This window comes from Parasphingorhabdus cellanae (assembly GCF_017498565.1).
Taxonomy (GTDB): domain Bacteria; phylum Pseudomonadota; class Alphaproteobacteria; order Sphingomonadales; family Sphingomonadaceae; genus Parasphingorhabdus; species Parasphingorhabdus cellanae.
In genome coordinates this window covers 430285-443860 of record NZ_CP071794.1, presented here as the reverse complement: position 1 = coordinate 443860, position 13576 = coordinate 430285, and the positions used below count along the sequence as shown (strand labels likewise).

Annotated in this window: 15 protein-coding genes and 1 other RNA gene; 10 read left to right on the top strand and 6 right to left on the bottom strand. The window is 52.3% G+C overall.

What is annotated here, in order from left to right; all coding sequences use genetic code 11:
• The 4 genes from rapZ to J4G78_RS02180 are packed head-to-tail and all read right to left on the bottom strand — an operon-like array spanning position 1 to position 3634.
• The gene (gene rapZ, locus J4G78_RS02195) at positions 1–936 is read right to left on the bottom strand and encodes an RNase adapter RapZ (RefSeq protein WP_207988254.1); all 936 of its coding nucleotides are present in this window, start codon (positions 934–936) and stop codon (positions 1–3) included.
• Positions 933–1367: an HPr kinase/phosphorylase gene (locus tag J4G78_RS02190; protein ID WP_243457185.1), complete on the bottom strand. Its 435-nt coding sequence runs from the start codon at positions 1365–1367 to the stop codon at positions 933–935. Before J4G78_RS02190 ends, rapZ begins: the two co-directional genes overlap by 4 nt.
• A 1-nt stretch (position 1368) precedes the next feature.
• Positions 1369–2958, bottom strand: coding sequence for an ATP-binding protein (locus J4G78_RS02185; RefSeq protein WP_207988252.1), 1590 nt, complete (start codon positions 2956–2958; stop codon positions 1369–1371).
• Positions 2930–3634 (bottom strand): response regulator transcription factor, encoded by a 705-nt coding sequence (locus tag J4G78_RS02180; RefSeq protein ID WP_207988251.1) that lies wholly within the window; start codon positions 3632–3634, stop codon positions 2930–2932. Before J4G78_RS02180 ends, J4G78_RS02185 begins: the two co-directional genes overlap by 29 nt.
• 260 nt (positions 3635–3894) lie before the next feature.
• Here J4G78_RS02180 and J4G78_RS02175 point away from each other — a divergent pair, with 260 nt between their 5' ends.
• Positions 3895–5490: a phosphoenolpyruvate carboxykinase gene (locus J4G78_RS02175; protein WP_207988250.1), complete on the top strand. Its 1596-nt coding sequence runs from the start codon at positions 3895–3897 to the stop codon at positions 5488–5490.
• 14 nt (positions 5491–5504) lie between these two features.
• Here J4G78_RS02175 and J4G78_RS02170 read toward each other — a convergent pair whose 3' ends face one another.
• A complete protein-coding gene (locus tag J4G78_RS02170) occupies positions 5505–6260 on the bottom strand; it encodes a hypothetical protein (RefSeq protein WP_207988249.1) in 756 nt (251 codons plus the stop codon).
• Positions 6261–6433: 173 nt separating this feature from the next.
• On the opposite strand from J4G78_RS02170, the gene J4G78_RS02165 reads away from it, so the two are divergent.
• Positions 6434–6646 (top strand): hypothetical protein, encoded by a 213-nt coding sequence (locus J4G78_RS02165; RefSeq protein WP_207988248.1) that lies wholly within the window; start codon positions 6434–6436, stop codon positions 6644–6646.
• A 4-nt stretch (positions 6647–6650) separates the two neighbouring features.
• Here the strand turns inward: J4G78_RS02165 and J4G78_RS02160 are convergent, their stop codons facing one another.
• Positions 6651–7307: an alpha/beta hydrolase gene (locus J4G78_RS02160; protein ID WP_207988247.1), complete on the bottom strand. Its 657-nt coding sequence runs from the start codon at positions 7305–7307 to the stop codon at positions 6651–6653.
• A 146-nt stretch (positions 7308–7453) separates the two neighbouring features.
• On the opposite strand from J4G78_RS02160, the gene J4G78_RS02155 reads away from it, so the two are divergent.
• The 8 genes from J4G78_RS02155 (at position 7454) to J4G78_RS02120 (ending at position 13573) form a co-directional block, all read left to right on the top strand.
• Positions 7454–8527, top strand: a complete 1074-nt coding sequence (locus J4G78_RS02155) for a cysteine desulfurase family protein (protein WP_207988246.1) — start codon at positions 7454–7456, stop codon at positions 8525–8527.
• A 4-nt stretch (positions 8528–8531) separates the two neighbouring features.
• Positions 8532–9647 carry a cysteine desulfurase family protein gene (locus J4G78_RS02150; RefSeq protein WP_207988245.1) on the top strand — a complete coding sequence of 372 codons (1116 nt, stop codon included), beginning with the start codon at positions 8532–8534 and terminating at the stop codon, positions 9645–9647.
• Positions 9644–9985 carry a 2Fe-2S iron-sulfur cluster-binding protein gene (locus tag J4G78_RS02145; RefSeq protein ID WP_207988244.1) on the top strand — a complete coding sequence of 114 codons (342 nt, stop codon included), beginning with the start codon at positions 9644–9646 and terminating at the stop codon, positions 9983–9985. The genes J4G78_RS02150 and J4G78_RS02145 overlap by 4 nt, the downstream gene beginning before the upstream one ends.
• A 59-nt stretch (positions 9986–10044) precedes the next feature.
• Positions 10045–10908 (top strand): class A beta-lactamase, encoded by an 864-nt coding sequence (bla, locus tag J4G78_RS02140; RefSeq protein WP_207988243.1) that lies wholly within the window; start codon positions 10045–10047, stop codon positions 10906–10908.
• Between the two features lie 101 nt (positions 10909–11009).
• Entirely contained in the window at positions 11010–11213 is a 204-nt protein-coding gene (locus J4G78_RS02135) for a dodecin family protein (RefSeq protein ID WP_207988242.1), read from the top strand.
• Between the two features lie 59 nt (positions 11214–11272).
• Positions 11273–11367: signal recognition particle sRNA small type (gene ffs / locus J4G78_RS02130), an RNA gene on the top strand.
• A 77-nt stretch (positions 11368–11444) separates the two neighbouring features.
• A complete protein-coding gene (locus J4G78_RS02125) occupies positions 11445–13241 on the top strand; it encodes a DNA polymerase III subunit gamma/tau (RefSeq protein WP_207988241.1) in 1797 nt (598 codons plus the stop codon).
• Positions 13238–13573 (top strand): YbaB/EbfC family nucleoid-associated protein, encoded by a 336-nt coding sequence (locus J4G78_RS02120; protein WP_207988240.1) that lies wholly within the window; start codon positions 13238–13240, stop codon positions 13571–13573. Before J4G78_RS02125 ends, J4G78_RS02120 begins: the two co-directional genes overlap by 4 nt.
• Positions 13574–13576: the final 3 nt, after the last annotated feature.

The following is a 13576-nucleotide window of genomic DNA, read 5'->3' as shown; positions in this document are numbered from 1 at the left end:
TTAAATACCCTTATTCCCGTTCAGATCCTGCATGGTTTCCAGCGCTTCCATTGGGCGCGACGCCAGATTGCGATGCAGGACAGTGGGCGAAAATCCTTGGTCATGCAAGCTTTTGCTCAGCACCTCAGCAACATGTACCGATCTGTGACGCCCACCGGTACAACCGATACCGATATTCACATAGGCCTTCCCCGCCTTGATATATTTGGGCAGCAGGAAACTGATCATATCGTCGAATTTCTGCAGTGCTTCTGCGTAAGCTGGGTCTTTGGATATATATTCCGCGACCGGCTCATCTAACCCGGTCAGAAGCTTTAAATTGGCATCCCAAAACGGATTCGATAGAAAGCGTACATCGAAGAGCAGATCAATATTATTGGGAAGCCCGCGCGAAAACCCAAAACTGGTAATCGTCACAGTGGTGATATCGGTATCCTGAAGGCTGAATTCTTCGCGAATCTGGCCTTGCAGATCGCTGGCGGACAGGCTGCTGGTATCAATCACATGATCGGCCCATCGACGAAAAGGTTCAAACTGGCTGCGTTCTAATGCAATGCCATCTTTTGCAGGACGATCCAGCGCCAAGGGATGACGCCGCCGCGTCTCGCCATAACGGCGTTCCAGTTCACCGCCACCGCAATCAAGATATAGTGTGGAAATGTGATAATTCTTGTTTGCCTGCAATTTCTTGATGCGATTGATCAACTTATCCGGCTCAAATCCCCGTGTTCGGCTATCAAAGCCCAGTGCCAATGGTGGGTCGCCGTCTCCGCGCGAACTTGAGGGCGGGGTATTGAGCAGGCCTTCGACCAGCCGGATAGGGAAATTATCGACGGTTTCCCAGCCAATATCCTCCAACGTCTTCAACGCAGTAGTTTTTCCGGCGCCAGAAAGACCGGTGATCAACAAAACATGTTTGCTATTGCTCACATTCATACACTTTGCGGCCCCTGCAAAAGCTGCTTAAGCGCCATTTCGACCTTTATTGGCGCGCTGGCTTCGGCAGGATTTATTGTGATTGTTGGAATGGCCATGGTCATAATTGTCTCTGTTTGGCTATCCAGCGGAAAGCGCTCGGGTTCTGATTTTAGACGCACATGCAGCCTTAGCGGAATGTTCGAGACATGGGCATAGTCAAAAATACCCAGTGACCGGATTTCGATCTTTCCCGCTATTTTGGCCGGAGCGGTCAGCAATATCTGGTTATCATCATTGTGAAGTTCAACATAGTCGTCACTGATCAGAGCTGCTCCCCGGTCAAGTAAACGTAGAGCAAGGTCCGATTTCCCTGATCCGGATGCACCCGCGATCATCACACCGGCGCCATATAGCGCGACGCAGCTGGCATGGCGGGTTTCCACAGTCACGTTATCCCGTCGCCTTGGGTAGGCGAATTTCAAAGCAAGCTCCTTGCTGGCCGTCCGGTCGGTCAATGACTTTGACAATGCCTTCATGCCCTTCGACAATCGTTTTGGCGATGGCCAGGCCCAGTCCGCTATGTTTGCCAAATGCCTCTTCAGCAGGGCGATCGGAAAGGAAGCGCTTGAAAATATTCTGGCGTTGTTCCTTGGCAATGCCTGGCCCTTGGTCAGAGACTTGAATGACCACTTCGTCGGCATCCGGTGTTGCAAGAATTTCGATCAAGCCGTCTTTTGGAGAAAACGAAACAGCATTGTCGAGGATATTGCTGAAAACCCGCTCTAGTCGATCGCCATCGCCCATTATCGTAGCGACGCCGCGGCCTGGCCGGGCAAATGCAATTTTGACGCTTTCGTTGGTGTCGCGTTGTTCTCGGGCGGCAAGCAATTGGTCAAGCATCTTGCCGACATCGACTTTCTCAAATTTCGTTCGCGCCAGCTCTGCATCAACGCGAGATGCTTCGGAAATATCGTTGATCAGCCTATCAATCCGGCGGACGTCGTCGTTGGCGACGTCGATCAGTTGTCGCCGCAAGTCAGGGTCATCAACACGGTCAAGGCCTTCCAGAGCGGAGCGTAGTGATGCCAAAGGGTTTTTAATTTCATGACTGACATCGGCGGCAAACGCCTCTGTTGCATCAATCCGATAGCGCAGGGCACCGCTCATGTCGGCCAACGCGCGCGCAAGCTGACCGATCTCGTCGCGTCTGCCCGGCATCCTGGGGATCGCGATTTCGGGGGCTCGTCCCAAGCGCACGCGAACAGCAGCGCGGGCGAGTTTCCTGATCGGGCGGACAATTGTTCGGGCCAAAAATAGCGACAGCAGAATGGAGACCAGGGCAGTAAGAAAGATAACCAGGACTACATTTGACCGTTCGGCCCTTACAATCCGGGTAATATCTCGCGCGTTGCTGGTGAGCAGGAGAACATGTTCGCTGCTCGGGATATAGGAAGCTGCGATGATCACAGGTGTGCGATCGGGTGCATAGCGCACGGCGCTGTTGGATTTTTGATCGACTGAAAGCAATTTCAGCTCCGGCCAGGCCGAAACCTTGTCATTTTTGGGTTCCGAGAATGCAGTAATCGGTTCGCTGATAACTATAAATTCTATTGACTGATCCAGCGTTCGGGCAACATCTTTCTGCCAGGGCTGCTCTTGCGGATCCCGCAGTTCATAAGTGGGTTCAGCGAGATCGAAGCTGTCGACAATTTTCCTGCCATCTTTGTCGTAAAGCCGTAACCTGCTTTTTAAATCAGCAGCAAAACTCACAATCAGATCTTCCCGGTTTTCAGGCGTTTGAAGATTAAGAGCATCGCTGATAATCTGTGTCTGGAGCCGGGCCTGACTCAGCCGTTCGTGAGTGAGTTCATCACGGTAATTGTCGAGATAAAACAAGCTGCCTGCTAATAACGCTATCGCCAGAATATTGACCGCCAATATACGCGTGGTCAGCGACAGGCGTGCCGACCATCGCAATGATAGCTCGGGATCGTCGATGCTATTCGCAGGTTTATTCGTTGTAGCGATAACCGGCTCCATAGAGCGTATCAATCGCGTCAAAATCCGAATCGACTTCGCGAAATTTGCGGCGCAGACGTTTTATATGGCTGTCGATAGTCCGGTCATCGACATAGACGTCGTCCTGATAGGCAGCATCCATCAACTGATTGCGGCTCTTTACCACGCCAGGGCGGTTCGCAAGGGTTTCCAGGATCATGAATTCGGTCACGGTGAGCGTCACATTGTCGCCATTCCATTTGACGAGATGCCGAGCGGGATCCATTTCCAAACCACCGCGCACCAGTGGCTCCAGTCCTTCGGTTTCGGCCCCTTCATCGGATAATTTGACCAGTTCAGCCCGGCGCAAAATCGATTTGACACGGGCAATCAAAAGCCGCTGTGAAAAGGGTTTCTTGATATAATCATCTGCGCCCATCGCTAAACCGAGCGCCTCATCCAGTTCTTCGTCTTTAGAGGTCAGGAAAATCACCGGCAAATTGCTCTTCTCTCGCACGCGGCGCAGCAACTCCAACCCGTCCATTTTAGGCATTTTAATATCGAAAATGCCAAGGTCAGGGGGGTTGTCGAGTATCGCCTGCAGGGCAGCCTCGCTGTCAGAATATACACGCGTTACAAAGCCTTCGGCCTGCATCGCAATGGATACGGAGGTTAAGATGTTCCGGTCATCATCAACAAGGGCAATATTTGCAGCCATGAAATGGGTCTATTCCGTTATCATTTGTAAAGTTCAACTTCTAAATGGACTAATTGAACCATGGCGCTGGCACAAGGACGCATGTGGGCGAACTTCGATGCTGTGTAAATGACCATCGTTGTCATTTTTCCCATAACGAAACACGCAGTTTCACTAGCCAATCTGGCAATTTGACCGACTCGTTTTGGTGAGTTAAGCGCACCTCAAACTTGCCAAGTCCGGCAATCATCCATTCCTAATTCAAGCCTAGGGGAATATTCGTGTCACAAGTTTCATCCACCACATTAAATGATCAAGGTTTTGCCACAGCGGCAGAGCAGCACTGGAACCTGGGCGCGCCCGCGTTGGTTGAGGCGGCTATATCTCGCGGCGAGGGGCATCTCGCAAAAGATGGCCCACTGGTTGTCGAAACCGGAAAGCATACTGGTCGTTCTGCCAATGATAAATTTATCGTTCGCGATGGTGAGACAGAAGACAGCGTTTGGTGGGGCAAAACCAATGTTGGTATGACGCCAGAACATTTTGCGGCGCTGAAAGCAGATTTCCTGAAAGCAGTCGCTGATAAAGAGACGTTGTTTGTACAGGATCTATTTGGCGGTTCGCAGCCGGAGCATCGTGTGAATGTTCGCGTCATCAATGAACTGGCATGGCATAACCTGTTCATCCGGACCATGCTGGTCCGCCCGACCGGCGAAGAGTTGGCTGCGTTCGATCCAGAATATACGATCATCGATTTGCCAAGCTTTAAGGCCGATCCAGAGCGTCACGGCACCCGTAGCGAAACCGTCATCGCGGTAAACCTGACCGAGAAGCTGATTTTGATCGGCGGCACAGCTTACGCGGGCGAAATGAAAAAGTCAGTGTTCGGATTACTTAACTATCTGCTGCCACTTGATTCGGTGATGCCGATGCATTGTTCGGCAAATATGGGGCCAGAAGGTGACACGGCGATTTTCTTTGGTTTGTCTGGAACTGGGAAAACAACCTTGTCTGCTGATGCTAGCCGTACTTTGATTGGCGATGATGAACATGGTTGGTCTGATACGGCTGTGTTCAACTTCGAAGGCGGTTGTTACGCAAAGATGATCCGCTTGTCGGAAGAAGCGGAGCCGGAAATATACGCGACCACACGGCGTTTTGGTACGGTGCTGGAAAATGTGGTGATGGACCCGGAAACGCGGGAACTGGATTTTGATGATAATAGCAAAGCGGAAAATACCCGCGGTGCTTATCCGATTGATTATATCCCCAACACTTCGGAAAAAAATATGGGGCCGGTTCCCAAGAACATCATCATGCTTACGGCCGATGCTTTCGGGGTATTGCCTCCGATCTCTCGGTTGACACCAGAGCAAGCCATGTATCACTTCCTGTCTGGCTACACAGCCAAAGTGGCGGGCACAGAAATTGGTGTGACGGAACCGGAAGCGACTTTCTCAACATGTTTCGGCGCTCCTTTCATGCCGCGCCATCCGTCTGTTTACGGTAACCTGCTGAAAGAGCGTATCGCCAAGGGCGGCGTCCGTTGCTGGCTTGTGAACACCGGTTGGACCGGCGGTAAATATGGCGAAGGCAACCGCATGCCGATCAAGGCAACCCGTGCTTTGCTGAATGCAGCGCTTGACGGCAGTCTCAACGATGGCGAATTCCGTATGGATGAAAATTTCGGCTTTGAGGTGCCGGTTTCGGTACCAGGCGTTGATAGTGCGATCCTTGATCCGCGTTCAACCTGGTCAGATGGCGCAGCCTATGATGCGACAGCCCAGAAGCTGGTTAAACTGTTCATCGACAATTTTGAGCAATTTGCCGAGCATGTCGATCAGAACGTCCGGGAAGCTGCGCCAACCGCAGCTTGAGCCAAAACCTGATGTTAAAGCAATTGTCGCGACGGGCCCGCGGCAATTGCAATATCGACTATGCTGAGGTCTGCACTGGGGCTTAGAGATAGCGTCTCTCCCGGGACAAATCCCTGCGCCTCTGTTGCTGTATCAATTCTGCCATTCGTTGCTATATCATGGGCAATTCGGACCAGTCGCTTTATTACCTGGTTAGCGGGATAGTCTGTAGGTGCGCTAAGCCTTATTTCCTGCTCGCTGAAATAGGACAGTCCAAACGTCTGGAATTTGCCATCCGAACTTTCCGAAATTGCAATTTGGATCAATACAGGAAATGGACCACCCGTTATATATTGCTGGCTGGCCTCGGCAAAATATTCAAAGCCGATGTGCAGTTTGGCAGGCTGCCATATAACACTGGTGGCGTTGAGCGCTTTACCTATAATTCGCGCTAACTCTAGGAATGTCCGATTGATGGTGCTGTCATGCTTTGCGTTTGCGATATGCTCGCTGAGCGTTATTCCGATAGCGGACATTGGACTTTCAGGCGCAATACAGAAGATATGGTTCAGCTTATCAGCAGAAAAATGCTGAAAATTATCCTGCGCCAAATGATGAGTTAGATGGAAACTCATGCCTCCAACGACCGCTTCAATACTCTTCAGATCGGGATATTTCGAGCGGTTGAGTATTACTCTATTCGCAACGTCATCCGGTAGCGTCAAATCAGGCAGTCGGAATGAATCTGACAACGGAACCATGATCAACAAAGGCGGATTGTCTTGCATCATCAGTTTACGCCTTGTGCCCCCGAAAAGCTATAATGTTCTTTTTATGTTCTATATCGGATATGTCCATAGCATAATTGGCGAGCCATGTGATAATGGTCCAATATGAACCAAATGCGATCAAAGCTGGATATCATTTCAATATATCGGCATGATTCCGGGGAAGGAGCGCATCAATGGCTGATTGGGTTTTGTCGATATTAATGCTGTCTGGCGCAGGTTTGCTCGCAGGCGGGGTTTATTTGATCCGAACTGGAAAGAACAAAAAGCAGGGAATCCTGATGCTGATCGCATCAGCGGTCATGTTTGCCAATGTTGGCATTTGGACAATACCAACCGCTGATTCCTCAAAAGAAACAGGAAATGCTTTTCCCGACCAACCCAATTAAAAACTTATTTGATCGGCGAATCCGGAGCGAGACGCATGTCGAGATAATTGTCGACCGAACCCATTAGTAGCTCCATTTCATTTTCATAGAAATGGTTCGCACGCGGAATTTCATCATGGTGGATGGTGATATGTTTCTGCGTCCGCAATTTGTCGACCAGCTTCTGAACAGCGCTTGGTGTCACAACTTCATCATTCACACCCTGGATGATAATCCCGGATGACGGGCAGGGAGCGAGGAAGTTGAAATCATACATATTGGCTGGCGGAGATACGGAGATAAATCCCCGCACTTCAGGACGGCGCATCAAAAGCTGCATGCCGATCCAGGCACCGAAGCTATAGCCTGCAATCCAGGTTGTCTGGGCTTCGGGGTGGATGCTCTGGACCCAATCGAGCGCGGAAGCGGCATCAGACAGCTCACCAATACCATTGTCAAACGCGCCCTGCGACCGGCCAACGCCGCGAAAATTAAACCGCAGCGTTGCAAAACCGCGATTCACAAATGTTTTGTACATCGCTTGTGTGATACGATCATTCATCGTGCCGCCTGCTTGCGGGTGCGGATGAAGGATCATCGCCACGGGGGCACGGTCACGCGGTCCTGGGCTGAAACGGCCTTCCAGGCGTCCTTCGGGTCCGGTAAAAATTACGTCAGGCATGGCTTTTTCAATTCTATGGTCAAGATTACGATTTGAATGGCGTCAAAAGGCAGATTAGCTTTTGCGCTAAATGAAGCGCCTATATAGAGAGAGTGAAATATTCCGCAACTATATCCCGCAATTGTCAAAGGGTTTTGATACCTAAAATGCCTGAACAGAAACGCATCTATCTGGACTATGCCGCGACTACGCCCATGTTAGATGTCGCGCAGCAAGCCTGTTTGGATGGATTTGCACATTGGGCCAATCCATCGTCTCCGCATGCGGATGGACGTGCTGCCGGGTCAACGCTCGAAAATGCGCGGAAACGATTGAAGTCCGCGTTGGACTGGGACGGAGAGGTGATATTCACCAGCGGTGCCAGCGAAGCCATTGCCATGGCGCTCAAACAAACCAAACCGGCGCGGCAGTATGTTTCACCGATTGAGCATGATGTCGTCTTGCGTTTTTCCGAAGGCGCGGCGGCCATACCGGTCGATCTAAACGGTTTGGTCGTGCCGATGCGGTTGAACCATATGCTGAAAAGCGAAAAAGAGTCGGCCTTGGTGGTCGTGCAATCGGTCAATAACGAAACTGGCGTCATGCAGGATATGGAGGCGCTGGCCAAAGTGGCGCGCGATCGCGGCGCGATTTTAATGGCAGATTGTTCGCAGTCTGCAGGGAAAATGCCGCTTCCTGATGCCGACATGATTGTCATTGCAGGCCATAAATTCGGCGGGCCGCCGGGCGTTGGTGCCCTGCTGATCAAGGATCTGAACCTGCTGCATGCGCATGGCGGGCAGGAACAGGGCTATCGCTCCGGTACCCAGAACCTGCCTTACATCATGGCAATGGTCGCCGCTTTGGAAGCCCCGGCCAATTGGGCAGGGCGGGCCACGGAACTACGGGCTCATCTCGACAATGCCATCAAAACCGAAGGCGGTGCTATCATTGCAGAAAATGCGCCGCGTATCGCAACCATCGGCAGCTATCACATGCCTGGTGTTGCCGCGAATACGCAGCTTATCAAATTTGATATGGCCGGTTTTTCAGTATCAGCCGGCAGCGCCTGTTCGTCTGGTACGTTGAAACCCAGCCATGTTCTGGAAGCGATGGGCGTTGACGAAGCAACGGCACGGGAGGTTATCCGGGTGAGCATAGGCCGGGATACCACACGCGCGCAGATTTATGATTTTATTGAGCAATGGAAATCTATTTTCAGCGCTTCGCGTAAGGGCTGACCCGATGGCCAAGGATTTGATATACCTCGATAATCAAGCGACAACACCGCTCGCACCGGAAGTGTTTGACGCCATGGTTCCCTGGCTGCGCGACAATTTTGGCAATCCGCATAGTGCTCATGTGATGGGCCGCAAAGCCGCCGCCGTCGTTGAAGTTGCTCGAGAACAGGTCGCTAGTCTTTTGCCGAAAGGCGGAAGCGTGCTGTTCACCGGCAGTGCGACGGAGGCGATTAACCTGGGTTTCGGTGCTGTCCAAGCCATGAAGGCGCAGGGGCGCAACAAGATTATCGTTCTCGACAGCGAACATGCTGCCGTTCGCGATACTGCGCTATCGCATGAAGCGCATGGCTTCATAGTCGAACGGCATCCGGTTGGTAGCGATGGTATTGTGTCACTGGAGCAATTGAGCATGTCGATTGACGACAAAACCGCGCTGGTAGCGGCAATGTTGGTCAATAATGAAATTGGCGTCATTCAGCCGGTCGAAGCGATTGCAGAGCTCGCGCATGCTAAAGGCGCGCTGATGCTTTGCGATGTCGTGCAGGGCTATGGTCGGGTCGATATCCCGGACAATATCGATATGGCCGCGATATCGGCGCATAAAATATATGGACCCAAGGGCATCGGCGCCTTGTGGATTCGCGACGGTATTGACCCGCCGCCGATAATCCATGGTGGCGGACAAGAGCAGGGTATAAGGTCTGGCACCTTGTCACCCGCCTTATGCGCGGGTTTCGGACAGGCAGCAGTGCTTGGCTTGGAATGTCATGATTCTGATGCAGCCCATATTCAGACACTAGCGGATAGAGCGCTCAACTATTTTGCAGACTGGACGATCAATGGCTCTACCGACCAACGCTACATGGGCAATCTGAATATTCGCCGCGATGGCTTAGACGTAGCGCGTTTAATGTCGGATGTGCGCGGTGTTGCTTTCTCTGCCGGATCAGCATGTGCCAGCGGATCGGGCAGACCAAGTCATGTCTTGGGGGCGCTTGGCCTTGAGCCAACCGAAATTAAATCCTCCATTCGGTTGGGGTTCGGTCGTTATAACAGCCTGGATGATATTGAAAGAGCATCGCAAATTATCAACACAGCGGTCGAGGTACAGCTTGCATGAGTGACATACAGGTGAATTTTATCAGCGCCGATGGCGATCAAATGGTGACGGCAAAAGCATCCGACGGCGATGACCTGCTGACCGTTGCACAGATTCACGATCAACCTCTCGAAGGGACATGCGAAGGGCAGATGGCCTGTTCGACATGCCATGTGATCATTGCTGCCGAAGACTTTGACAAACTGCCCGAAGCGACAGAGATGGAAGAGGATATGCTCGATCTCGCCGCCGGTGCGCGGCGGACCAGTCGATTGGCCTGCCAGGTTATTTTGACGCCGGAACTGGATGGTCTTACGGCGCATATTCCTTCTGAAAGCCGCAATATGCAGGGTATTTAACGATGTTGGATCGCCGGACATTCCTACTGTCATCCAGTTTGCTATTGGTCGGTGGTTGCATGACGCAGCCCGCCGCGCGGGGCGAAAATGCCTCAAAGTCACCAATTTTGAACGCTCCAGAAATTTTAGAGATTGAAAAGCGTATCGGCGGGCGTCTGGGGGTCGCACTGGTCGATGGAGACGGGGCCTTGATCATGTCACACCGGGGTGGCGAGCGTTTTGCAATGTGTTCGACCTTCAAGGCTGCCTTGGCTTCGATGTTGTTCGCTGCGCATAAGGCCGACACGGTTGATATGTTCGCCAAATTTGGACTGAAAGCGTCCGACAGCGTCCCTTATATGCCGTTTGTCGAGAAAAAGCTGGCAGCCAAGGAACCGGTATCGCTCCATGAGCTGGCCGGCGCCACCGTGATGACCAGCGACAATGCAGCGGCAAATCTGATTCTCAAGGCCGTTGGTGGGCCCCAGGCATTTACGAGTTTCGTGCGTGCCAATGGCGATAGCCTGACGCGTCTGGATCGGATGGAACCCGAACTGAACGAAAATGCACCGGGTGATCCGCGTGATACGACAACCCCGGAGGCAATGGCCAGACTGCTCAGAAAGCTTACAATCGAAGACGCGGCCAGTGACCCTAGTAAGCTGAGCTTGCAAAAATGGATGAAGAACAGCAAAACCGGCGCATCCCGCATCAGGGCTGGGCTTCCTGAAGGATGGATGGCTGGCAATAAAACCGGGACTGCTGATCGCGGGATCGCGCGTAATGATATCGCTATAATCTGGCCGGTGCAGGGGGATGAGGTCGACAAACCGGTTGTTCTTACAGTTTATGTCGATCGCCCTACAGTTCCTGGAAAACAGGTTGATGCCGCCATTGCCGATGTTGCAAGGGTCATTGTACCACTGATCGCACCTGTGGGCTGATCGGTTAACTGCCGTCTTATTTGAGGCTGAGGCAACCTTTTCTCCTCTCACGGGTTTTAACAGAAGCTCAAAAGAGCATTCCCAGAACCAGGAGAAACACGATGTCCATCGCGAAAACCACCGAAGTTATTTCATCATCCACCAAGAGCGTTGAAGACGCTGTCCATAACGGTATCGAACGGGCATCCAAGACCATCAAAGGTATTTCCGGTGTTTGGGTAAAAGATACCAAAGCGACGGTAGAAAATAATAAGATAAGCGAATGGCGTGTCACGATGATTATCACATTTGTGCTTAACGACTAATCTTGACCTGAAACACCAAAGCGGTCTTGCATTTTCCGCCTGACCCCACCATATGCGCGGTGGGAGTCGGGTGGACGTAGTGTTCGCCAACCCGGTCAGATCCGGAAGGAAGCAGCCGTAACGATTTTTCTACGGGTCGCCCGGCTCCTACTTACAAAATTTACACAGGCTTTTCGGTCAAACCGAGGTTTAGGCTTCGACAAGATGATGGTGAGCGCCTAAACTCCACTTATGTCCGATTCACCCGACATTTTTGCCGCTGGTGGCGTGGAAGCGCCCATTGCTCCAGCGCCATCTGAGGCGCAGCCTTATCGCGTGTTGGCGCGTAAATATCGCCCGTCCAGCTTTGCCGAGCTAATTGGACAGGATGCGATGGTTCAGACGCTCGGCAACGCGATCAAGCGCGATCGTTTGGCCCATGCCTTCCTGATGACCGGCGTGCGCGGGGTTGGCAAGACGTCGACCGCCCGGCTGATTGCCAAAGCGCTGAATTGCATTGGAGAAGATGGGCAGGGCGGCCCAACCATTGATCCGTGTGGAAAATGCGAGCCATGTCGTTCGATCGCTGAGGGTAGCTTTATCGATGTCATCGAAATGGATGCGGCGAGCCATACCGGTGTCGACGACGTCAGAGAGATTATCGAGGCCGTGCGCTATTCTTCGGTTTCCGCGCGTTACAAGATCTATATTATCGACGAAGTCCACATGCTGTCGAAAAACGCTTTTAATGCGCTTTTGAAGACGCTGGAAGAGCCGCCGGCCCATGTGAAATTCATCTTTGCGACGACGGAAGTGAATAAAGTACCGATTACAGTGCTGTCCCGATGCCAGCGCTTTGACCTGAAACGGATCAAGGCGGAGCAACTATCGACGCATTTCGGCAATATTGTCGAAAAAGAGGGTGTCCAAGCAGAGCAGGAAGCGCTCGATCTGATTGCGCAGGCCGCCGAGGGGTCGGTTCGCGATGGCCTATCCATTCTCGATCAAGCAATTGCCCATGCCGATATGGAAGGCGGCGGTGACGTCAAGGCGTCACAGATCCGGGAAATGCTCGGATTGTCTGATCGCAGCGCTGTGCGGCGGTTGTTTGGATTGTTATTGGAAGCGGACTCCAAGGCGTTGCTCGATGCGATTGACGAACAATATCGCGTTGGGGTCGAGCCATTATCGCTGATGAATGGGCTATTATCATTGTGCCATCAGGTGACATTGTACAAAGTGGGGCGCGCTAACGACCCGACCTTGTCGGACGAAGCGAAGGCACAATTGAGTGGATGGTCGGAAAACCTTTCTTACCCTGTTCTCCATCGGTTATGGCAATTACTTCTCAAAGGCTTTGAAGAAGTACAACAAGCCCATATGCCGCGAGAAGCATGCGATATGGCGTTGTTGCGCGTACTTTGTGCCGCTGATATGCCCGACCCCGGCGAATTGGCGAAGATGTTGCAACAAGGCACCGCTCCTGCTGCCCCGCCGCCAGTTGAAGCTGCCCCGATAACTCCAACAGTAGCGGTGCACGAAGCGCCGCCCGCACCCGTCGCTGATGTCCCAAGCCAGACTGCCCAGCCTTTGCCGGTTGAAGCCTCCGTTGAAGAGCAGGTACCAGAACAGCAATCACCATCCAACAACCTTCCTCAAGATTTTCAGGGCGTGATCGATATTGTCGGCGGCGTCTCACCAGTCTTGGAAAGCATATTAATTGCCGATATGCGGATCATCAGCTATTCTGCACCAATCATAGAATATCAATCAGCGCGACCAATTGCGCCATCTGACCTTAAAAAAATCACGGATGCGCTGAAAGACGCCACTGGCACAGTTTGGACGATTCAAGAGGGGCAGGGCGAGGCAAAGCCAAGTATTTCCGAACAGGCACAGCTTGATAAGGATGCCGCCACGCAGGCTATATTGGATACTCCGCTTGTAAAAGCCGCCTTTGAGGCTTTTCCTGATGCGGAATTACTGGAAAATGATGCGGAGCAGGCCGCGGCTCAATCCCGGCCCGAATCAAGGAGTTCACAAGCATGAAATCGATGGAAGAAATGATAAAAGCGGCTCAGGAAGCCGCGCAAACGGTGCAAACCCAAATGGAACAAGCCCAGGTTAAGCTCGACAGCATCGAGGTTGAGGGCAAAGCGGGTGGCGGTCTGGTATCGGTCAAGGCGACGGCCAAGGGTCGCATTTTGGGTGTCAGCATCGATGAAAGCCTTATGAAGGCGGAAGAAAAAGGCATATTGGAAGACTTGGTCGCCGCTGCCTTCAATGATGCGCGCGACAAGGCCGATGCTGTAAGCAACGAAGAAATGGGTAAAATGACCGGCGGCATGGGCTTGCCAGCAGGGTTTAAGCTACCCTTTTAGCGG